This window comes from Rhizobium aouanii, assembly GCF_037002925.1.
GTDB classification, from domain to species: Bacteria; Pseudomonadota; Alphaproteobacteria; order Rhizobiales; family Rhizobiaceae; genus Rhizobium; species Rhizobium aouanii.
The window spans coordinates 1-21,984 of record NZ_JBAMYD010000036.1 but is presented as its reverse complement, the minus strand read 5'-3'; the positions used below and the strand labels follow the sequence as shown (position 1 = coordinate 21,984).

At 55.9% G+C, this 21,984-nt stretch carries 17 protein-coding genes and 6 pseudogenes; 6 read left to right on the top strand and 17 right to left on the bottom strand.

Annotated features, from left to right (window positions below; all coding sequences use genetic code 11):
* Positions 1-248: 248 nt before the first annotated feature.
* Positions 249-996: pseudogene (locus V8P77_RS34310) on the bottom strand (aldehyde dehydrogenase family protein).
* A gap of 287 nt (positions 997-1,283) precedes the next feature.
* On the opposite strand from V8P77_RS34310, the gene glmS reads away from it, so the two are divergent.
* The 3 genes from glmS (at position 1,284) to V8P77_RS34295 (ending at position 7,606) form a co-directional block, all read left to right on the top strand.
* Complete coding sequence (gene glmS, locus V8P77_RS34305) at positions 1,284-3,110, top strand: glutamine--fructose-6-phosphate transaminase (isomerizing) (protein WP_264399993.1); 1,827 nt, start codon at positions 1,284-1,286, stop codon at positions 3,108-3,110.
* Positions 3,111-3,527: 417 nt separating this feature from the next.
* Positions 3,528-6,170 carry a glycosyltransferase gene (locus tag V8P77_RS34300; protein ID WP_264399994.1) on the top strand — a complete coding sequence of 881 codons (2,643 nt, stop codon included), beginning with the start codon at positions 3,528-3,530 and terminating at the stop codon, positions 6,168-6,170.
* Positions 6,170-7,606, top strand: a complete 1,437-nt coding sequence (locus V8P77_RS34295; RefSeq protein WP_264399995.1) for a radical SAM protein — start codon at positions 6,170-6,172, stop codon at positions 7,604-7,606. Before V8P77_RS34300 ends, V8P77_RS34295 begins: the two co-directional genes overlap by 1 nt.
* An 87-nt stretch (positions 7,607-7,693) precedes the next feature.
* Here the strand turns inward: V8P77_RS34295 and V8P77_RS34290 are convergent.
* From V8P77_RS34290 to V8P77_RS34275, 4 genes and pseudogenes are all read right to left on the bottom strand, one after another.
* Positions 7,694-8,024, bottom strand: a pseudogene (locus V8P77_RS34290) (DDE-type integrase/transposase/recombinase); the annotation flags it as partial.
* A 160-nt stretch (positions 8,025-8,184) separates the two neighbouring features.
* Positions 8,185-9,213, bottom strand: a complete 1,029-nt coding sequence (locus V8P77_RS34285; RefSeq protein WP_264399996.1) for an LLM class flavin-dependent oxidoreductase — start codon at positions 9,211-9,213, stop codon at positions 8,185-8,187.
* Between the two features lie 93 nt (positions 9,214-9,306).
* A complete protein-coding gene (gene hisC / locus V8P77_RS34280; protein WP_264399997.1) occupies positions 9,307-10,416 on the bottom strand; it encodes a histidinol-phosphate transaminase in 1,110 nt (369 codons plus the stop codon).
* Between the two features lie 294 nt (positions 10,417-10,710).
* Positions 10,711-10,950, bottom strand: a pseudogene (locus tag V8P77_RS34275) (adenylyl-sulfate kinase); the annotation flags it as partial.
* Here V8P77_RS34275 and V8P77_RS34270 point away from each other — a divergent pair.
* Together V8P77_RS34270 and V8P77_RS34265 are read left to right on the top strand one after the other, a co-directional pair.
* Positions 10,932-11,237 (top strand): annotated as a pseudogene (locus V8P77_RS34270) (DDE-type integrase/transposase/recombinase); the annotation flags it as partial. The pseudogenes V8P77_RS34275 and V8P77_RS34270 sit on opposite strands and share 19 nt — an antisense overlap.
* A pseudogene (locus tag V8P77_RS34265) lies at positions 11,234-11,578 on the top strand (transposase); the annotation flags it as partial. The pseudogenes V8P77_RS34270 and V8P77_RS34265, both read left to right, overlap by 4 nt.
* Positions 11,579-11,834: 256 nt before the next feature.
* Here the strand turns inward: V8P77_RS34265 and V8P77_RS34260 are convergent.
* From V8P77_RS34260 to V8P77_RS34205, 12 genes and pseudogenes are all read right to left on the bottom strand, one after another.
* On the bottom strand, positions 11,835-12,065 hold the full coding sequence (locus V8P77_RS34260) for a hypothetical protein (protein ID WP_264399998.1): 231 nt from the start codon (positions 12,063-12,065) through the stop codon (positions 11,835-11,837).
* A 190-nt stretch (positions 12,066-12,255) separates the two neighbouring features.
* Positions 12,256-13,044 (bottom strand): ABC transporter permease, encoded by a 789-nt coding sequence (nodJ, locus tag V8P77_RS34255; protein WP_264399999.1) that lies wholly within the window; start codon positions 13,042-13,044, stop codon positions 12,256-12,258.
* Positions 13,045-13,048: 4 nt separating this feature from the next.
* The gene (gene nodI / locus V8P77_RS34250; protein ID WP_264400000.1) at positions 13,049-13,963 is read right to left on the bottom strand and encodes a nodulation factor ABC transporter ATP-binding protein NodI; all 915 of its coding nucleotides are present in this window, start codon (positions 13,961-13,963) and stop codon (positions 13,049-13,051) included.
* Positions 13,951-14,280: a hypothetical protein gene (locus V8P77_RS34885; protein WP_373694630.1), complete on the bottom strand. Its 330-nt coding sequence runs from the start codon at positions 14,278-14,280 to the stop codon at positions 13,951-13,953. Before V8P77_RS34885 ends, nodI begins: the two co-directional genes overlap by 13 nt.
* A gap of 25 nt (positions 14,281-14,305) precedes the next feature.
* Positions 14,306-14,902 carry a nodulation methyltransferase NodS gene (gene nodS, locus V8P77_RS34240; RefSeq protein ID WP_373694631.1) on the bottom strand — a complete coding sequence of 199 codons (597 nt, stop codon included), beginning with the start codon at positions 14,900-14,902 and terminating at the stop codon, positions 14,306-14,308.
* A gap of 24 nt (positions 14,903-14,926) precedes the next feature.
* Complete coding sequence (gene nodC / locus V8P77_RS34235; protein ID WP_264400002.1) at positions 14,927-16,258, bottom strand: chitooligosaccharide synthase NodC; 1,332 nt, start codon at positions 16,256-16,258, stop codon at positions 14,927-14,929.
* Positions 16,259-16,264: 6 nt separating this feature from the next.
* A complete protein-coding gene (gene nodB, locus V8P77_RS34230) occupies positions 16,265-16,933 on the bottom strand; it encodes a chitooligosaccharide deacetylase NodB (RefSeq protein ID WP_264400003.1) in 669 nt (222 codons plus the stop codon).
* Entirely contained in the window at positions 16,930-17,520 is a 591-nt protein-coding gene (locus V8P77_RS34225) for a NodA family N-acyltransferase (RefSeq protein ID WP_264400004.1), read from the bottom strand. The genes nodB and V8P77_RS34225 overlap by 4 nt, the downstream gene beginning before the upstream one ends.
* 895 nt (positions 17,521-18,415) lie before the next feature.
* Positions 18,416-19,378 carry a glycoside hydrolase gene (locus V8P77_RS34220; protein ID WP_264400005.1) on the bottom strand — a complete coding sequence of 321 codons (963 nt, stop codon included), beginning with the start codon at positions 19,376-19,378 and terminating at the stop codon, positions 18,416-18,418.
* Between the two features lie 424 nt (positions 19,379-19,802).
* Positions 19,803-20,003, bottom strand: coding sequence for an exopolysaccharide production repressor protein (locus V8P77_RS34215; protein WP_264400008.1), 201 nt, complete (start codon positions 20,001-20,003; stop codon positions 19,803-19,805).
* Between the two features lie 86 nt (positions 20,004-20,089).
* A pseudogene (locus V8P77_RS34210) lies at positions 20,090-20,302 on the bottom strand (4Fe-4S binding protein); the annotation flags it as partial.
* Between the two features lie 196 nt (positions 20,303-20,498).
* Positions 20,499-21,308, bottom strand: coding sequence for a calcium-binding protein (locus V8P77_RS34205; RefSeq protein ID WP_264400006.1), 810 nt, complete (start codon positions 21,306-21,308; stop codon positions 20,499-20,501).
* Between the two features lie 89 nt (positions 21,309-21,397).
* Between V8P77_RS34205 and V8P77_RS34200 the strand changes: the two genes are divergently transcribed.
* Positions 21,398-21,984: hypothetical protein (locus V8P77_RS34200; protein WP_264400007.1), on the top strand; the 587-nt coding region annotated here is incomplete at its 3' end.

Below are 21,984 nucleotides of genomic sequence, written 5' to 3'. Positions count from 1 at the left end.
AGGGCGGACCACGGTTTCTCGACCTGACGCTGCCAATCGGACGATCAAAGCTGCTTTTTCCCAACCACAGGCGCAATTTTAGCGACGTGTTTTTGGAGGAGAGATGTCGGGCCCATTTCCTTAAGGCGCGCTGATGCAGAGGTATTTCATTTCGAGTTAGCACTCGAGGCCATATCTTGATCCCCGCGCCGATACCCGATTGCTTGATGCCGCCAAAGGGTGCCGCCTCCGACGGGATGCGATCGGTGTTAATCCCGACCATTGCCGTATTCGAGCGCTTCGGCCACCTTCCAGACGCGCTTGAGGTTGGAGGCATAGAAATAGGCGGCAAGGCCATAGATTGTATCGGTTGCTTCGCGGACCACCTGATCGGGATCGTCGAAAAGAGTAATCGCGCCAACTGCCCGAAGGTTTCTTCCTGGCAAGCCGTATGATTGCTGACGACATTCGTGATCACGGTCGGCTCGAAGAAGATTCTGGAATTGCCGGCGCGGTCTGCCGCCGCAACGGGTGGCCGCTCCCTTGCCGACGGCATCGTCGACATGCGCGTCGATCTTGGCCACCGCCTATGCGTCGATCAGCGGTCCGATGGCGACCTCCGAGTCGAAGCCGTCACCGACGCTTAAGTGCCGGACGCGATCGGTGAACTTTTCCGCGAAATCGTCATGAATGGCGGATTGGACATAGATGCGGTTGGCCGAAACGCAGGTCTGGGCGCCATTGCGTCGCCTGGATTGCGCCATCAACGGCCGCATCGATATCGGCGTCGTCGAAAACAATGAAGGGCGCGGTGCCGCCGAGTTCGAAGCTGATCTTCTTGATCTGGTCCGAGCATTGTAGCATCAGCAGTCGCCCGCCGTCGGTCGATCCGGTGAAGCTGATCCTTCGAACCTTCGGATTGGTGCAGAGCTCGTGGCCGACGGCATCGCCCTCGGATGAAAAGATCAGGTTCAGAACGCCGTCCGGAAGCCCCGCCTTTTGCGCGACCACAATCATTGCGCCCGCAACAAGCGGCGGTTTCGTCATCAGCGCGTGGAGGCCACATCGAGCAGACTGAGGTCAAGGCCCCTGAAACGGATTGGCGTAGCCCATCCACCACGCAGATGGATTTTATCCAAAGAATCGATTTTGCCAGTGTTGTGCGAGCCATTAGACGACAGCAGGTGATCTGCCGCGAAGAAGCGATCGCTGTGTGAGGCGACCGTGAGCAGTTGCTGTAGCGTCACTCAGTGAGGGTATTCGAGTACGCCGCGACCGGCGTGGAAGGAACGCTAAGAGGGAATATGTGCGGGATTGTAGGTATCGTGGGAAACCAGCCGGTTTCGGAGCGACTCGTCGACGCGTTGAAGCGCCTGGAATATCGGGGCTATGATTCGGCGGGCGTGGCGACGATCAACGGCGGTGAGCTGCATCGCCGGCGCGCCGAGGGCAAGCTCGTCAATCTCGAGGCAAGGCTGAAAGAGGAGCCGCTGGCCGGCGCGGTCGGCATCGCCCACACGCGCTGGGCGACCCATGGTGCGCCGACCGAACGCAACGCCCACCCGCATTTTACCGCCGGCGTCGCCGTGGTTCACAACGGCATCATCGAGAACTTCGCAGAGCTGAAGAGCGAGCTTACTGCCGCAGGCGCCGAGTTCCAGACCGACACGGACACCGAGGTCGTCGTCCAACTTCTCGCAAGTCTGCGCCGAGAGGGCATGGGGCGGCGCGAGGCAATGCACGCGATGCTGAAGCGCGTCAGCGGCGCCTACGCGCTAGCCGTCCTGTTCGAAGACGATCCCTCGACCATCATGGCGGCCCGCAACGGACCGCCGCTGGCGATCGGCCATGGCGAGGGCGAGATGTTCCTTGGCTCGGATGCCATCGCGATGGCACCTTTCACCGATAAGATCACCTATCTGATCGATGGCGATTGGGCCGTCATCGGGAGGACCGGCGTGCATATATTCGATATCGACGGTAACCCCGTCACTCGGCCGCGCCAGATCTCCACGGCCGCCACCTATATGATCGACAAGGGCAATCACCGCCATTTCATGGAGAAAGAAATCTACGAGCAGCCGGAGGTGATCTCCTATGCGCTCGGCCACTACGTCGATTTCGTCGAGAACCGTGTGTTCCCGGCTTCCGACGTGATCGACTTCGCCAAGTTGGCGAGCCTTGCGATCTCCGCCTGCGGGACGGCCTATCTGGCCGGGCTGGTCGGCAAATACTGGTTCGAGCGCTATGCGCGCCTGCCGGTCGAAATCGACGTCGCTTCCGAGTTCCGCTACCGCGAGATCCCGCTTACACCGCAATCGGCGGCGCTCTTCATCTCGCAGTCGGGCGAAACCGCGGATACGCTCGCGTCGCTGCGCTACTGCAAGGCGAACGGCCTGAAGATCGGCGCCGTCGTCAACACCCGCGAGTCGACGATCGCGCGGGAGTCTGACGCCGTCTTCCCGATCCTTGCTGGACCCGAGATCGGCGTCGCCTCGACCAAGGCCTTCACCTGCCAGCTCGCCGTTCTTGCCGCCCTTGCCATTGCCGCCGGCAAGGCGCGCGGCACGATCAGCGATGCGGAAGAGCAGACGATGGTCAGGAGTCTCGCCGAAATGCCGGGCCTCATGGATCGGGTGCTGAACAGCGTTCAGCCGAAGATCGAGTCCCTGTCGCGGGAACTCTCCAAGTGCCGCGATGTGCTCTATCTCGGCCGCGGCACGAGCTTCCCGCTCGCCATGGAAGGCGCATTGAAGCTCAAGGAGATTTCCTACATCCATGCCGAAGGCTATGCCGCCGGCGAGCTGAAACACGGACCGATCGCCCTCATCGACGAGAACATGCCGGTGATCGTCATCGCCCCGCATGACCGCTTCTTCGACAAGACGGTCTCCAACATGCAGGAGGTGGCCGCTCGCGGCGGAAGGATCATCCTGATTACCGACGAGACGGGCGCTGCCGCGTCAACGCTCGACACGATGCACACGCTCGTCCTGCCTAATGTCGAAGAGATCGTCGCGCCGATGATCTTCTCCTTGCCGCTCCAGCTTCTCGCCTACCATACGGCGGTCATCACGGGTGCGCATGTGGACCAGCCGCGAAACCTGGCAAAATCGGTGACTGTCGAATGATCTTCAAGCCGAAGGCGGACGAGGTTGGGAAACGAATCTGAAATGAAGACAAAGGAAACATAGCGCGCTTCTATGCGATGTCGACGGAATCGAATCTCTTGGGCGGTTCCGCGCTCGTCCGCCGCCAAATCCGACAATTCCTACAAGGTGGCCTTACTCGGATGCATACACTAGACTTAGACAAAGTCAGACGTGAAGCACTGGCAATCAGGCGACCCCCATCGATTTTGATTGGCTCTCCTGGGTCGGCACGACACTTGCTTCGCCCAGCTCAACTCGGCGCGGCATTGACTGAGCGTCCATGAACAACCCACGAAACATGCAGACGTCACCGTTTGCTAGATTTCTGCGCGACTTTTGCAAGCGCAGCCGCGCTCCGGTCGCAAACTGCTAGCGACAAGATAACGAGGCCTCTTAATGAACATGCGTGCTGGAGCTATATTTGTATCATTTGACGCTGTCGCTGTTTCAGGAATTACTGTCGAAGCATTGAAGATCGCAAAAAAACTTGCGCGCAAAGGGGTTAAATCCTATCTCGACCTGGGTTATGATATAAAAATAGATAAGGGGAAATTTAACAAACCTTACAAAAACGAGCACGAAATTTATAGCGATTTATTTACCCTGGTTCGCGTTGATGAAATTGACTGCATTCCCCACTATAATCTAGACTTTATAGAACGCTCGCACAACGTTCTTATAGGTCGCAATACGATTGTTTCTTTGGAAGAGCAGGAAGAAATCGTCCTTGCAATCAACGAATCGTCTCGACAACTGGCCCGTCGAATTGTTCAGTTATGGGAGAGGCTGAATATCATTCATGTGATCGTTGAGAACGGTACACTTCCAGAGAACATAATTTACACCAAAGCCCTTTATCTGGCGATTGACGTCTACGGGAAACGTCATGGGCTGGGCAATTTCGCTATCTGGCGCGATCATGATTTAATGTGGAATAGTGAAATGGCGGCGATGAAATACGGCCCAGCGCCGTATCCTCACGCCGTTAAGCCCGTCGCGTCCAGCCATATAACATACGTCACACTCAATAATCACTTAAAAAACAAGCTTGAGGAGTGGTGCCATCATGGGGTGGAAATCAAGGTTCAGAAGAACGCCTATGATTTCACCAAGCTGGGCAATTATACGAACATCAGGGAAAAACTGTCCATTCGTGACAATGATATTCTGATAGCCCGCACCACACGCATTATTCCTCAAAAGCGACTTGACAGAGACATTTATTTAGTCAGCCGGCTCAACCGCCTTTTCCGTCAGAATGGTATCGATCGTAAGGTTTTTCTGGTTGTGGCAGGCGATCCTCATGAAGACCATGCTTCCTACCAGGAACTGAGAGCCTTAGCAACAACGTTAGGCGTGGAGCCGTTTATCAACTTTATTGGCCTTCTTCAGCATGAGCGTTCACAGACCCGTCCATACACTATTGAGGATTTGTATTTTTCTTGTGATCTGGTCTCGTTTCTGACGTCTTGGGGTTACGACAGCTACGGGAATCCCATTGGCGAAGCGATTAGCTTCCAGCGCTGTTACATCACTACCAATTACGAATATTACTGGGAGGTCTATGGTCAACATGGATTTGAAGGGCCCGTTATGGCGATATCAGACAAGGAAGATGGCTTGCCTGATGAAGCGTTTATTGATGGTCTGTTCCGATTTGTCAATAACAAGCAACTAATGAACGACGTTGCCCAGAGCAACTTTGAAATTGGCAAAAAGGTACTTTCAGATGACGTAGTCAACATTATGGACTTTGATTCCAGAGACAAAATGGGAGTCAATGTTTTTGTGTCGGTTGTGCTACCAGTTTATAACGAAAGCGACTGTCTCGATGACGTATTGCTCTCACTTGTTGATCAGAAAACACATGGCCGGATGATTGAATATGAGCTTATTATTGTTGATAATAATTCGACGGACGACTCCATTGAGAAAATCAATGCCTTCAAGGCCAAAAATCCAAATGTGGATATTCATATTATCAAGGAGACCGTTCAGGGTGTCTCGTCCGCCAGAAAACGCGGGATGGATTACGCCTCTTCCCGCTCAAAAGTCCGTGACAGCCGCCTGGGCGTTCAAAAAAGGCACTACATTGTTTCCGTCGATGCGGACTGCAGGGTAGAGCCCTACTGGCTGCATGCGTTGATTGGAAAAATGGTGGAGGAAAATGCGGATCTGGGCACGTGCAATTATTATTACAACGAAGAATCCTTCCGTCACCGCCCCAACCTTTTCCAGGAGATCCAAAAAACCCTGCGCTGTCGTGACATGTCGTTCTCGTTGTTCGGCGGCTTTCCCGACGGCAAAGGTTTTGCCGTTGAGCGCACTCGCTACGACCAGGTGGGCGGCATCGAAATTTTCTATCAGTTAGACAATGGGCGCTTTGTAGAACACCTCTCCGACGACTGGGACTTTGGGATTCGGGTAATCGCCTGGGGAGGCAAGCCGGTTTACGCGCAGAATTCCCGAGTTGAAATTAACAGCCGGCGCGTGAATACCATCTTGGAGGAGGTGATCGCCGGTACCGCCTACGGACAGGATGGTATCATCATCATGAAAGACATGCGCCCGGCTGCGGATGAGCAAAAGGCAATGCTTTGCGACACCACTCCCGCGCAGTCGCAGCAGGCCTGGTGCTACTCGATCAAGGACTACGTTCCCAAGAACATCGTTTTGCCTTCGTTACTCAACCCGCAGATCTTGCTGGAAAACCCCGCGGTGCGTGAATTCTTTACCGGACCGGTGGCTGACCGCTTGAACCGGCGAATCCATGAAATAAAGCACGAATCGCGCATTATCGACTTCAAAGCGATCCATGCTTATAAGACCCCCGCATATCGGCTTTATTTTGAGTTTCGTAACGAAATTTTCAGTGCCCTGCGGCGCGCTGTTGGTGAAGACATCGGTTTTCCGCCGCCGTTACCGGCGTGCTTCGATGCGGTCGAACCGGAAGATTTCGAGCGCTTTGTCTACTACTTCTGCGAAGACCGTGAGTCCGGCGAAGCTCATAACTACTTCGCCAACGGCGGGGTATTCTGATGAGCGAAGCTCAGAACTCGCTGAACGATATCGATCGGAACTATCCGATGCCGCGAGTATACGATTTTCTCTCCCGTCCGGAGAACAGAGCTGTTCTTGAGTATGTGTTTAACGACTCGTTCGGTTGTCACGTTTTCCCCGGTGATATCTCCGGTTACCCATTCGATAAATTTTTCGATGACATGGACCGGGAAATCAAACGGGCAAAGCAGATACACCTTTGGTCGTATATCCCCACCTGCCGCTACCGTTGCCATTTCTGCCAATACCCTACAGTTACTCTGAACCCACAGGCCACTTCCTCGCAGGCTGTGTTCCGGGAACTAGTAGAATGTAATATCAAAGAGGCCACCATGTGGCTTCGGAGCGTTCCGTGCCTTGCACAAGCCGAAGTCGGCGAATTTAACATTTTCGGGGGCACGCCATCACTGCTTCCTGAACCTGAGCTACGGCGCCTGATGGATTTCTACCGAAACAATTTTAATTTTTCGGCTGCCACAATGCGCTTTGAAGGCGAGCCGCGGACCTTGACCAAAGACTATCTGCAGCTTTTAAAAGAGTTGGGGTTTACCAAGATTAGCTTCGGAGCGCAGGCCTTCAACGACCGCATTATCGCGGCCTGCGGACGTATGCATTCTGCAGAAGAGTGCGTGGAAGCCTTGTATAACGCGCGCGAAATCGGGTTCGAATGGGTCAGCATTGACCTAATTTACGGTATGTTAGGCCAGACCGTGGATGACGTGAAATTTGACATGGAGAAAACCCTTGAGCTGGAACTTTCTCACGTAGTCTGCACCAAATTACACATGGAAGATTTCATGAAAAAGCGTACAGCCGTTTCCGGGGAACGAGAAAGCGTATGGCAGAAAAAGGGGCGTGCTAATATCAACAACATGGACTTCCCAGGGCTGGGTAAGCAGTACCAGATGCGCGAGCTGGTCGAGCAGTACCTCTTGCCCAGTTATCTGGAACACCCGACGATGTATTTCCACCGGAGCAATCAGCGTCCGGAAAAATGGAAAGGCTTAATTGCCGACCTTGATACGCAGTACCCGGAAGTGGCTATTGGCCTCGGCGGTAGCTCGAAATGCACGCGGGCCGAGGCCATCAACATCACCGGCTACAAAAAATACAAGGAAGCTCTGGATGAAAACCGTCTGCCGATTGAGGAAAGCCGCGGTGTCTCCTCGCTTCAACGCGAAGTTAACGCCTTTAAAATGGCGCTTTCCACGCTCATTCCGGTGAATGACACATTGTTCAGACAACGTTTTGACGGCAAAAGCTTTTTCGACAATCCGATTATCCGCCGTACGCTCACGACACTAGTAGATAAAGCGCTGGTCACCGCCGAAAGGGACACGGTGACCCTCACTCCCAACGGGGTGACGCTAGTTGAAGCGATAATTAACACCTTGTTCCTAACACCCGAAGCCTGAGGAGCGTCGGCTGCGCGTTGCACTCTAGGCTCGCTGAGCAGTTGGGTAGGAAAGGCCAAGAACCTTTTCGCATTGTGATAGTTTGAGCCCCTGATCAACACGGATCGTCCTGGGATAGCCGACTTGGCGGCACACCCGTTCGAGCGTTTGCACGACATCTTCACCTCGATAACTGTGACGCGGATCAAGCACTGGCACATAGCGCGAGAAGGTGTCGACCACCGTCAGAACCCGCAGCTTCTCCGGTTGCGAGCTGATCGTGCACGAAATCCATCGCCCAGACCTCGTTCGGACCGATCGCCGTCTGACGATCGTCCCGTAGCTTCGCCTTGACCCGGCGCTTGGGTGTCTTGTTGCGCAACTGCAGCACCAAGTCTCTGTAAATGCGATAGGTTCTCTTGATGTTTGCCGCCTTTCCCAGATCGAGCCAAGGATCTATCCCGTCTGACTGCGACCGGTAGACCGGGATCTTGCGGTACTACCGGAGTGCTGTGACACGTTCCCGTGTCCAGCGATTGCCATTCCGGTGGCCAATCCATTGCGATTGAGTATCCCGGCACCGGATATCGAATTGTTGTTCAACCGACTCGATCCAAAATTTCGGATTGAATGGCTGTTGCAGTGAACAGCGAGGCATCCAGTGGCAGGTTTCCGAACGCGAGTTGGCACAGGAGATAGTTGGCTCCTGCCGCTTCCAGCTGGTTGGAAAGAGCTCGTCGGACAGAAGCCGCCGTTCCCGCTACACATAATTCACTCTCGATTGCTGCATCGAACGTCAGCGGCAGGTTTGGTGGAGTCGGGATCGCATTGAGGTCGTAAAGGAATTTAAAGCTCTGAAGCCATCTTTCGTAAGCAGGTGCGGCCAGTGAATACGCGTCCTTCTCAGACCGTCCAATCACGACCATTCGCAGCAGGCCTAGAAATGGCGCCTGCCCATCCGCCCCAATGGTGTGCCTTCGACTGGCGTGGAAGGCGTCAGTGATTCTGCGAACAGAAGCGGAAGGACCCACACACGCGATGTTTGCGCCGTTCGCAGCCGCCCAACCCGCGGACTCGGGTCGACTGGTGGCGATCCATGTCGGCGGATGCGGACGCTGATAAGGTCTGAGCGTTAAAGGAACGCCCTTCACCTCAAAATGGTAGCCTTGATAGGATAGCGTGCCCCCTTTCATGGCTTTGACAAGGATTTCGCTCGCCTCCGAATAGCGTTCTGATACGGCTTCTGCACCAACCCCGAAGTATCCCAATTCGATCGGGAGGGAACCGCGGCCTATACCCAGTTCTACTCTGCCACCGCTCAATTGGTCCAGCATGCAAATCTCTTCGAACGCGCGCAGTGGATGACAAAGGCTAAGCAGCATCACCATGGGGCCGATACGAAGATCACGGGTGCGCTGTGCGACGCTCGACAAGAACAGATTTGGCGACGGACCTCTCCCATGCGGAGTAAAATGGTGTTCTGCGAGGTGATAGGCATAGAACCCGAGGCGATCGCAGGCTTCTGCCAGCACTAGGCGATCTTCATATTGCCGGGCGATATCGCTGCCGTCCTCGTCCAGGTGATCGAAGATGCCGATGACTAGCTTTGAAGAAGAGGGTGTTTTCATTCGAGGATCTCCAACTTTGACGCGGAAGCATCAGGCAATGGTCCGAGAGACGAAACACGCCTGTGTGATTGGTGGACCAGAGACTAAAGCTGCTCAGCAGCCGACATGCTCATGCATGACGCTTCGGGAAATCTCACGGACGGCTGCAACAAACGCATCCATCTGAGACCTTGTACCGATGCTAACGCGGATGCAATTCTCCAGGCCCTTTTCAGGAAAGACCGCAACAAGTATCTTTCGGCTTTCCAGGCATGTTAGCCACCAGCTTCCGTTTCGTCCCAGCGGTACACGGGCCAGCAAGAAATTCGCGTGGGAGGGAATAACAGAAAATCCAAGTTGCGACAGAGCAACACTCACTCGCTGTCGTTCATGCTTGATATATCGGTGGTTTTCTTCATAGGCGGCGCATTGCGAAAGGATGCTGATGCCAATCGCATGGCCGATCACGTTCATGTTGAAGACGTTCTGGATGTTGCGCAACCTTCCAATTACTTCAGGATGACCCAATCCGAAACCAACGCGAATGCCGGCGGCGGCATAGCTTTTCGAAAATGTTCTAAGGATAAAAAGATTCGAATGACGCTCTATGAGGCGTAGAGCATTATCAGGTGCGAAGTCGACATATGCCTCGTCCAGGACTATCAAGCGATCCGATTGTGTTACGAGGCACTCAATATCGGCCACTGGAACAAATGTTCCGGTCGGATTATTTGGATTTGCTAGCAGGATGAACTTGGCATCTTTCGCGGGTCCGCGAAGCAGCCGCTCCATCGGCAAGGAATAGGTTTCGCTCCATCCAATGTCGAGAATTCGGGCGCCCTGCAACATGGCTAGTTTGCGGTTGAACGAAAACCCTGGCGACATCATCGCGACGCTGTCGTTCGGCGCGAGGAAAGCTCTGTAGATGAGCCCGAGAAGTTCCGACGATCCGTTTCCGGCGATTACCTGGTCCCGAGAGAGGCCGTAGGCATTGGCGGCTGCGTCCCTCAAGCTGAGGTTGTCATCTTCTGGATATAGGTACTGCCGTTCGAGGGCCGAAATCGCACTTCGCATGACGACGGTAGGCAACGAAAATGGATTCTCATTCTTGTTTAGCTTGATGTAGCTATCATCCGGCGCTGTCGATTTGGAGGGCAGAGCATCGAACTGTCTCGCCACCTGCGAGAGAGACGAAAGCACACTCTGCAGTTTTGCATCCGGCATAATTTTCTCCGCTTCGATTGCTAAAGTAAAGACGGAGAGACGTCTGGCGCATGACTCCGCGTTACCCATGTCGACTGCGGACGAATTCTCCCTCTGACAGAGTGCAGCGCCGCAAAAGCATATCCACGAGACCAGAACGAGTGAGGAGGGTCAATTGCGCTTGCTGCATGATATTATTCTATCATGACCACGATCATTCTATCATGGTACGGCAAACGCTTTCCGGCACATGGAGCCGAATGATAGGGGGCTTTCTGCTAGCAATCTGCGTCGGCAATTCTCTCCCAATTTCGCCTATCGAGGAAACTCCTCGACTTCAAGCGCCAGTCCCGCCGGTTCGTGGCCGACGGTTTCGCGATGCAATTCAGGGCTTCGGGTATGGAGATGACAAGTCGGTGAAGTTCGCGATCTTACCGGCGAAGGCTTTCTCATAGAGGCCCTTCGAATCGCGCCGTCGCATTCCGCCAATGGCGTGAGTTCATCGAAATCTTCGTCGACACCTGGGTCCATCAGTTCGCGCGCTAGATTTGAATCTCAGGATCAAGCCCCGGAAGCGTCTGGTGCGGGAACGGCCCGAGCCGTTGGCGGTGCCGCAACAGCCCAACCAGGCCTGGTCGATGGACTTCATGGCTGACCAGCTCGCCGACGGCCGCTCGTTCCGCACGCTCAACGTCATCGATGACTTCAACCGTGAGGGACTTGGCATCGAGGTCGACTTCTCGCTTCCAGCCGAGCGGGTCGTCCGGTCTCTCAACCGGATCATCGAGTGGCGTGGCAAGCCGAATATCATTCGAGTCGACAACGGCGCGGAATATATCAGCTAGAGGGGAAGGAAGCTTCGCCGACGGCTGGTGCCATCGACAGCCAAAGCGTCAAGACGACTAAAAGGGGTGGTATTCGGGGCTTTGACGCTGGCAAGAAGATCAAAGGACGCAAGCGTCATATCATTGTCGATACGCTCGGGCTGATGGTCGGCCTCATGGTGCACAGCGCCGATATCCAGGACCGTGACGGGGCTCCAGATCTTCTGAAGTCCATCCGCAACCGAAGGCCATGGCTGCTTCACGTCTTCGCCGATGGCGGCTATGCGGGCGACAAGCTGAAAAGGCGGTTGCAGAAAACCGGGAAATGGACACTCGAAATCATCAAGCGTTCCGAGCGACCGCTGTTCCTGTCGCTGGAGCATGGCGTCGCCAGAAAGTTGACAACTAGGAACGCGCAAAAAAATCCACAGCGTTGATAAGCATTTGTCGGGGTCACCCACAAGACCCTCGTATTCGATCTCAAGCATTTTGCTCGACGCAAAGCAGCGCGTGACGCGAGTGTGGAAATCCTCGGTGGTCTTGAAGTATGCTTCGCAGTCAGCGAGAGACAATGTAACCGGGGCGGCGAAGCCGGGTCCTTGTCATAACTGAACCTCAGCCATTGCCCAGATTACCTCGCCTGCACCAAAACCGCAGCGCTTCCAACGCGATTCTGCGACGCATGATCATGACCCTAAGGCCCGGGCAACGGACCAGTTCGGAAAAAAGACCCGGCCGCTCGCGGAACTGAGGTTCGTTGATCTTGCAGCAACGTTGCGTCACCTTCTCCTTGCGTGCAGGACAGCGCAGGTAGGCGAGCTCGAGCAGTTCACGATTGCTGCGCATCAGGCGGCTCTTATCCGGCCAATCAGGATCGACGAAGTATGCCGCCTTCAAAGCTGCACCAATTTGCGTGCGCTTTGGCTAAAGTGTTCCGCTTCACGGCGCCCGCGCCGAGCGCGGTTTTTTTAGGCCGCTGCGGCCCAGTTTACGAATCCGCAACACGGTTCTCCTTCTCGAAACGGTGGCGATGGCATCAAGGCATGAGGCGTCGGCGCAACAGGAAGGCTGACAGGAAAAACGGCAATACTGTGTAGACACATAGCACCCCGATGTGCAGAGCGACACTCTCGCCAGGTCGGCCAAGCAGTGCCGGACGGATGAGATCGATCGAATGCGTAAGCGGCAGGAAGCGCCCCACCTGCTGGAAATGGGTAGGCAGTTGCGAAACGGGGAAGACCGCACCACTCAGGAACAACATTGGTGTGAGGACGAGTGTTTGGTAAAAGATGAAATAGTCGTAGCTGGGCGCAAGTGCCGCGACAACCATTGCCAGGCTCGCGAATGCAAAGCCAGTGAGGACGACAATCGGCAGCGCGTAGAGAACGGATGGAAATGCGGCATAACCCAGAATCCCGGCAACAATCATGATTCCCGTTCCGGCCAGAAAGGCCTTTGAGGCTGCCCACGCCAATTCACCGACAACGATGTCGCCGAGCGTAAGTTGCGTGCACAGCATCGCCTCCCAGCTGCGCTGAGCATGCATGCGAGCGAACGCCGCATAAATCGTTTCAAACGTCGCGGAGGTCATCGCGCTTGCGGCAACCATGCCGGCTGCCAGAAACGCAATATAGGAAGTGCCGTCAACACGACCGACCATCATTCCGAGGCCAAAGCCAAGGGCGAACAGATAGATCAAAGGGTCAGCAAGATTTCCCAGTATCGACGCGGGCGCGATCTTCTTCCATGCCAAAAAGTTGCGGCGCCACACTGAGATCCAGTTCCACGCATTGGCGGGCATAGCCGCGGACCAGCCTTCAACCATTGTTTCATTTCTCCATGTCGCGGCCGGTCAGCCGCAAGAAAACATCCTCCAGATTCGGAGGGCGCTGCAAAAGCCGCAGACCCGCGCGCCCGCGCAGTTGCTTGTGCACCTGCTCCGGATCGGGCGCATAGCAAAAAATGGTCTCGCCGCTCACTTCGATGCGCTGCGAATACGGACTAATGAGCGCGCGCAGTTCATGGGGATTGCCGCCGTAGATCTCGAGCACGGGGCACCCGATCTGCTCATCGATCAGCGCGTGCGGACGGCCCTCGGCGATGATGCGTCCTCCATCGAGCACGCACAGGCGGTCGCACAACCGTTCGGCCTCTTCCATAAAGTGGCTCGTCAAAATAATTGTCTTGCCTTGGGCCAGCAGCAAGCGCAAGCGTTCCCAGATCAGATGGCGAGCATGGGGATCGAGGCCGGTGGTCGGCTCGTCCATTACAAGCAGTTGCGGGTCATTGATCAGCGCACGCGCGAGCGTCAGGCGTCGCTTCATACCGCCGGACAGTGCAGAGACGCGCGTATCCGCCTTGCTCTCAAGGCGGGCGAACTCAAGCAGCGCCGGGATCGCCGCTTCGATCTTGTATGTGCTCATACCGAAGTAGCGCCCGAACACTAACAGATTCTCGCGCACCGTGAACTCGTGGTCAAGGTTGTCGAACTGCGGGACCACGCCGACGCCAGCGCGCGCTAAGCGGGCGCGCGTTGGCACGGGCATGCCGAGAACTGTGATCTTGCCGGCGTCCGGTGCTGCCATGCCGAGAACCATACGCGTGATCGTGCTTTTGCCCGCGCCGTTTGGTCCCAGCAGGCCGAAGCACTCTCCCTTTGCTACAGTGAACGACAACCCGTCGACCACGACCTTGTCCTGATATTTCTTGCTTACGCCGGCAAGGTCGACTGCTAGCTTTGACATGCGTTCATTTTACCGTGTTGAATGCGTCCCCACCCGCACGCCACAATTTCACTGGGGAAGAAGCCACGCCTGTGGCAATTGGCACTCGTATTGCCCAGCTGCGGAATGCCCGTGATTTTTCCATGTTCAACGAGTAGTTCAGCGACGTTGTCCGGAGAGCTCCTGGCAATCGTTTGCAGTCGCGCAATGTTTGGCAAGGTCGCGGCTGATGCCGCGGACTTATTCCCCTTCTCCAGCTCAATGCAGAAGACGAGCCTTCCATTCTCAACAAGGGCGATCGCCTCGCCATGGGTCAGCTTCATGCCACTGACGCGCATAGTGTCTCCATGCAAATTGGGTCCATTAGATTTTCCGAAACCGCGCGAGCAAGCAGTCTTCGTTGGCCGACCCACCCCGGCAATCAAGTCGCTCCGCCTCGATCAACATTTCGTTCAGAATTGCCATGACGGTCTCAGCACCAGCAACGTGGCCCCAGCGCTGGCAGTTCGCATCGAGGGCCGATCCAAAAACCAGGTGTCCACCTGGCGCAAGCATGCTCACAAGGTTACGAACAGCGTCGCGCATCGCGGCGATATCCTCAAGGTAATAGAGAACTTCGGCTACGACGATCAGATCGAAAAGCAGCTTAGTCGAGAACTGTTGAACGTCAGCAACTACCCAGCTGATGTGTGACGGCTCCTTCATCCGCTGTCTCGTTCGAACAATCGCTTGCGGCACAACATCAATCACAGTGAGCCGCTTGCAATGAGGCGCTAGTATTTTCGTGAATGCGCCGGCCGCGCACCCGACTTCGAGTGCGTTTGTGATGGGACCTTGGGAAAGCGATAACCGAAGCATCTGCGCATGCCGCTCCCGCTCGAACTCATTGCCGTCGAGCCGCCAAGGGTCCTCCGCCGCCAGCTCACTGTGCAATAATTGGTAGTTGTTGACCTGCGTCAAAATTCGCCCTCCGAGTAACAAAGATCAGTCGTCGCTGTAGACACCTGCAGGTGTCACGGTTGAAGAGTCCCTTGCAAGATTCAGTCTCCGAAGCGGCGCTGCATTTCCCGACGTTCCTCCAGCGCTCGCTTCGGACGTCGGGTGTTCTCCACCCTCGGATGTCATGTTCGCAGGAGAGCTGCGCGATAGCCAATCGCTATTGCTCAAAGTGCACAAGGCGTAGGCCTTCATAGGGAGTAAAAAAAACAGGTTGATGGGCGTGTGCAAAGAGAAGGCCAGAAATCGAAGTTGCCGAGCACGGACGGCGGCCACGGCGCAGCGGATCATGGTCATGGAGGCAATCATCATGACTGTCCATAAAGGCACCGTCGCTGTCAGCGCGACTTGCAGGACCCCCGTTAGGACCGCGAGCGCGAGAAGTAGCGATCCGAGATTTTGGCCGATCACGTCCAGCGTGATATAGCGATCGAGGCCCGGTAGTAGTCGCAGCGCTAGCAAAGTGTCGCGGAAAGTGCTCCGTGCCCAGCGCAGTTGTTGGCGCAGATACGGGCCCATCCTATCCGGGACGACGGTTGCTGCTATCGCGTCCGGAACGTAACCGGTTCGAAAACCTGCTTTCAACATCAAAATTGTGAGGTGGCGATCCTCACCGAAGTCGCTTGGCTTGCCCCGGAAAAATTGCGACTCGTACTGGTCAAGTAGCGACAGGAGAGCAGACCGGCGATACATGGCACATGGGCCGCAGCAACACATAACGGCACCGAAGCGAGCCTGTGCCGCACGCTCCTCATTGCATGCGAGCCAGTACTCCATGTCAATTAACCGAGTCAACCAGGTGTCGTTTCGGTTGCTAGCGGTCAATTGACCCATGGCAGCGCCGATCTCCGGATTTTGCATCTTCAGCGCGAGCTTCGTGACGACGTCGGACGCTAGTGTCGAATCCGAGTCGACGTTGAGCACCAAATCTCCAGATGACCGGCGTATCGCAGCGATCTGAGCCTTGCGCTTTCCGACATTCTCGCGGAGCAGAATGAAGTCGAATCTCGGATCCCCCGCATAGGTGTGGTGTACACGTTCCAATTTTTCGCGATTAGCAGAACCGTCATCAACCACGTAGACGCGCAGTTTTCCGGCGTAGTCCTGATTTGCAATGGAAGCCAGGCACTCGGAGAAGGTGTGTGGGTTCTCGTTATAGCAGGGGACAATAATGTCCACGCTTGGCAGAAACGCGAAGTCCTCCGAGGCCGACGATTGGTCTTTCGGCTGAGCATACAATGTCTGCATGCTTTTATGAGCAGTGGAGAGCAGCGCATAACAGGAGACAGCGCCAATGCCGATTGTGTTGAGCAGGTCCATGGGATGTCACTTTGTTAAGGGATGTTGAGGAAGCGCGCAGATTCCAAATCCGCGCTCGTGTAACGCTGGAATAAGGCGGGACAGCGCAGTAACGGTTTGGTCGCGCAGACTGTCCTCAGTGCCCGGTCTGACCTCGTCGGGAGGGCATCCATCGTGCAAAAGCACAATTGCGCCTGGCTGGACAGAGGAAAGCACGGTATCGACAATTGCGTCGACGCCGGGCCGAGACCAGTCCCGCGGGTCTACCGACCAGTGGAGGGGCGCCAATCCAACGCCCGCTGAAGTAGTAAGCACCTCATCGGTCCAGATGCCATAGGGCGCGCGCACATGCCGGATCGACGCCTGCGGGCAGGCCATCCTAACGACCCTATTCGCCTCAAGTATTTCATGGCGAACATCGCTGGGTCCGCATCTGGACAGATCTGGATGTGTCATCGTGTGGTTAGCGACTTCGTGTCCTTCTACAATCATTCGACGGATTAGTTGCGGCTGTTCTGCCGCGTAGGCGCCGATAACGAAGAATGTTGCCGGCACGCGGTGTTTCTCCAGAACGTCCAGGATTTCCGGCGTGGAAAGTGGATTAGGACCATCGTCAAACGTCAGATAGACGTTGCGACCACCAGTGCTGTTGCTGCATGTGCTTTGCACCCTTGATAAGCAGTCAAAATGCGTCACAGCTCTGGTCCATTCCGATCAATGAGCGCGCCGGTCGGCCAATCAGACATGGCCGATCCAACTGGCAAAACGACGACGAGTACGTCTTCCAAGCGGGTGGGGGGCAGGTCGAGATGCGCATCTGGGAGCGTGGATCGCACGCGAACCCCCGACAGAACGGCCGCAGGCAAGTGCCGGCCGAACCTTTCGACGTGCTTTTGCAACGCGTGCCGAACAGCACCGAAACCGAATGGGACACGAAGTTGCTGCAATACTGGATACATAACGCGAAGCGAGTGGCTGATTCCAAGCCCCTCAAGGTCCGGCCGTACTCCATACAATCCCAGCTCAGCCACTAGCAGATCGACCTCACCAACCTTGATGAACCGGCGCAGCAAGCCGATGTGAGCCGCTATACCGTTTGAGTCGTGGGCGATTGCTCGCAGCTCAGGCCTGGCTCCGGCCCAACTCCGACTGCCTTGAAATGGTTTTGCGTTAAAGGCGCCAGTTGGTCCATAAGTGTTCCGAAAGAAGGTTGCGAGCTCGACATGCTCGTCGAGCTGCAATTCACTTTCCCAGCGCAGCGTCCATCGCACCTGAGAGCGCACGAAAGACCTCCTATTTCTGTCTCTGGAGACGCGTACCCAATGCGGTCACGGCGATCCATTTGACGTTCGTCAAAAGTATGCTTTTTTAATGCAGCAGCTCCGCAAATTCGTAAAATCGTTTTTGTGGATGGCACCAATCCACGCCATGGAAGTCTGCGAGTATCGGTTGATTGCTCCCCCGCAATCAAAGGGCGAGCACGGCCGCGAGTTGCCGGCATCAATTTGTGCAGAAGGGCGCCGGCCGCGGCATAGTCATCGATCCTTTCGATCGGTCGGGCTTGAGGCCGGCCCATTGTCGCAAGCCTTTTTGAAGATTTGCCGCAACCGCATTACCGGCAGTCTGCATCGAGGCGCGGCATGCCAAAGCGTTCCTCAATGTGCAGGTAAACAAGACCGAGCGCAACGACGCGCGCGGCCATTGCACAGGTGGCGCGTCCTGTTCCGCCCGGTGCATGTGAAGTCATTGAAGAACCAAAAGCGCCAAGCCTTGCTGACGGCGGCGCGACCTATCGCAGGTAAAGACAATGGCCATGAAACCGACATTCGCGACCTATTGCACAATTTTGGGCTCAAGTGTCGGGTCGTAGGCTCCGGTCAAATTCGGGAAGCGGATCCGCGAGATCATCGATGGCCTGTCGCTTCAATCGCGGTCAATCGCGGTCAATCGCACCTATACCGGAGTCGCCGCTCATTATGGAAGTGCCGTCTTGCCGACGCGCCCGCGCCGGCCACGGTGCACCTTGTTGGAGTGGTTGAGCGATGCGGATCAACGGCGCCGGCGCCGCGGCTTCAGCGATCACAGATTTTAACTAGCCAAACGGACTCGCCTTCTCCCGCGACAATCGAAGCGCGGCGAATACCGCATTGGTTCAAGACGTACTCGTTTCTTTGGCCGTCAGCAGCCGTGTTCGGGGTCGACCGGCTTTACCTGTGACTGTGCGGGGTGTTGGTAAAAGGCATCCGCCAAAATATGGTGATCATGGCGATAAACTTCAGCCATGATATTGTAGAGTTCAGGATCGTGAGCCCTGAAGTCCTCTGATGTGACAACTGTGATGTCGCCACGGCGGTAGGCCATATTCGTATTAAACCAATATCGGGTGCCTTCAGCCCAGTACTCGTCGACATTGTTCTCCATATACGCACACGCCCACAAGCCCTTCTTTTTGGCGCTAGTGTAGGCCTGCTCGACACGTGCAACCAGTTCAGAATCCACCGTGCGCAGTGCTTGGAACATATTATGCGAGAACTCATGAACAAGGATGTTGCCTCCGTAATACCGCGTTCCCGGCACGGCCATCAAATTCTCGGCGGCCCCCGTCGTGTAGAGCCCGCCGAGGCCGCGCGCCCGCTGCGCCCAGTATTCCCGGTCCGTCATCTTGCCGATCGTGTGGGCGTAATTCCGCCGTTCGCCAGGAGTGAGCCGCGGATCTTCGGGAGCCGGCTTCTTCAAATCACGCTGTTCGGGAATGTCAGTGGTCGTCTCATCAATTGCCATGACGCCCACCCGCGCCCCAGTCCGGATCATAGCATCGCGGACATCACGCCGTTCTGATAACATGTAAACGACAATGTCACGGGCTATCAAGAGTGCCGTGTCTGGAACCTTCTCGGACGAGATAACAGGTATTCCTGCTGCGTCAGCGTATTTCGCGTAGAATGGATCCAAACCGAGCGATTTCGGCGGGCTGCGTACTATGAATTTACCGAAACTGGATATGTCACCCGCCGGCATCTGCGACGAGGATGACTCATGATTGCCGCCACCTAGGTTCACAGTGGGGGCAGCTGAAAGACAATCCGCGCAAAGCACTATCGCCTTCGTGCAGGCGTACATTGTGGTCGCCGTCTCGTTCATTTGGTGTCGCTCCTACTGGCTCGCAATAAGAAGCGGCAAAAAACGTGCCGCTACGGGAAGGGCCGCAAAATCCATATTCTACCGGTCATTGGGGGTTTGATTGAAAGCGCATGTAGTACCGAACCGAACATTTCAGGTCGCGAACTCGCCAGTTGTCGCAACAGCACCTGTCAGGACTCGGGAGCAACAGCGAACGACGGTCGCGCCTATGCCGTTCGCCCCGCCCGTGGCAAGCACGATCCCGCGCCCCGATGTGCTCGAACCTGAATGCGGTCGCTTCTGGCCATCCTGGACACGGCATCCGTTCCATGACGATGTTTATTGCTTGTCCAAAGCAGCGCGCATCTGTGCTGTTTGTCACCGTCCGGCCAAGCAAGCGGCGTCGTGCTGCGCGTTTGACGCAAGGTGGGGCACATTGGAGGGGTCATTCATCACCCTCACGATAGTTTTGCGACTGGTAGCGAACTCTATGGCAATGCTCAGTCCTTTGGGCACGTCTCTCAGCGCAGCCAGACCGCCAAACCAAAAAGAGCAAGCCCACGAAATAACCTACCTGAAGAAGCAGCGAACCAGCGAGCGTTGTGACGATTGCCCTGCTGATGGAATGCCAGACGAGGTAGACCACTATGGGGTTGGTGCACAGGAACAGCAGCAGGATGCGCCAAAAGATTCCGAAGGACAACGTCGTTCTCTCCTAATGTATTCGTCAACTCAAGCAACAATCGTGTCAGCCGCAAGATGGGTCTGGCAGTTCTTCGGACAGACGCGGGCACAAGCTCCACAGCCGATGCAGCGCCCAGTATCGTCGACCACCATGATCATGCGATTGAGCTCTCCATCGAAGTCGTCGTCGTCACAGATGCCGAGGATCTCACCCGCGTCGTCGACGCCGTAAAGGTGCATGACCTGGCGCGAGCACACCTTTAAAAAGGTCAAGTGGCGGCAGAAAACTCATTGATTGGCTTTGGGTGTTCGCCTGACGAGCCTCAGGAGGATGGGTCTGCGGCCAGCGCGCGACGCATAGCTTCATTCAGTTGAACACGCTGCGCCTGGCACTGTCAGCGGAAAAGGAAAGCGCCCGCCCGAGGGACGGGGGCACGGTTCAGCATGGGTTTCCGGGTCAGACGAATATGAAGTCCGATGCGGTCAGGCCCAAGCCGGCCAGGCCGTCCACGTTGTGCACATTGCTCAGGTGGGCGAACTCATCAACCTGGTTCTCGGAGGTGACGTAGGCCAGATTCGCCGTCATGGAGTTGTACCCAAAGTAGACGATAATGTCGCCGGCGGTCTCGCCGGAAATGGCACTGGCTGCGTCAGAGCCGTTGAAGAAACCCCGATCGGTGATCACGGTGACCTGCTCCCCGTTAGCATCCGAGGCCGGGCCGCTGTAGAAGGAGTCCACCTGATTGCCAGACCGCGTGCTTTCGTGATTGACGAAGTTCGCGCCAAAACCGTCGTCGCTGCCAAAGCCGACCGCATCGAATGCGAAGGTGTCCGATGTCGGGTCGAAATCCATGATGGTGGTGTTGTCCGAATCCGGCCCATAGTGTGGGTCGTATCCGGGGATCGGGTTGTGGAACTGGAACACAAAGGTGTCGTTGCCGGTGCCTCCCGTCAGAGTATCCCTTCCGTCACCGGCGAAGAGGACGTCGTCGCCGGGGCCGCCGTAGAGTTTATCATTGTCCTCAATGACGATTCGCGGTTTGTCGCGGCCGTTGTCGCCATAAAGGTAGTCGTTACCCTCATCGCCGAAGACGTGGTCACTGCCCTCGCCACCGAAGACTCGGTCATTGCCCTCGCCGGCGGAGATGGCATCGTTTCCGGCACGACCGTCGATCCAGTCATCGCCCTTGGGGTCGGTGAGTATATCGTCACCATTGCCGCCAAAGAGACTATTGCTGCCCGAACCGCCAAGAATTGGTTTTTCCATTGCGAATACTCCTTATTAGACAGCGCACCTCGTTCATATTGCTTATCGGCCAATTAGAATAATCCATTGTTTTAATAGAAAGCATCGACATGGCAGATACATCCACGTGCGCTTCGCCTCTCCGTTTAGCGAGCTTATGGGGGCCCTGCTGGGGGCGGACAAGGCTGGTTCGCCCAGCTATCAATCTGAAGGGACGATCCGCCAAACGTGCAAGAAGATCGGCCCGAACAGGGGAGATCGTCAGGAGGCATGTCGAGGGGCATGCCGATGGACTCGAACGTCAGCACTCAGCCGACGGCGGCGCGGGCCATTATGGCGAGCATCACGAAATCCGTCCCGATCCCTGCCCCACCACCACATCGTTGCAAAACCGCTCCTCTGGCGACGATACGCCGCTGAGCGCATTTCTGGCCGAAGTCAAGATCGCGGACAAACGGAAAATTTACACCAGTGGGTGGTTCACTCACGCGATGCTGCATATGCCATCCCTCTCTGTCATCAGGATCTTCGCATCCGCTGTCCGGCTTGAACTTTCCATCCGCGGCGGTCCGGAGCTCGCCGGGCATCCCCAAGAAATGGTTTCCTTCATCGACGAGCGGTTCCGTATTCCGGCATTCCGGGACCCCTTGAGCGAGACAGACGAGGACGGATCAGCCCGCGAGGTCACCGCAGCGTT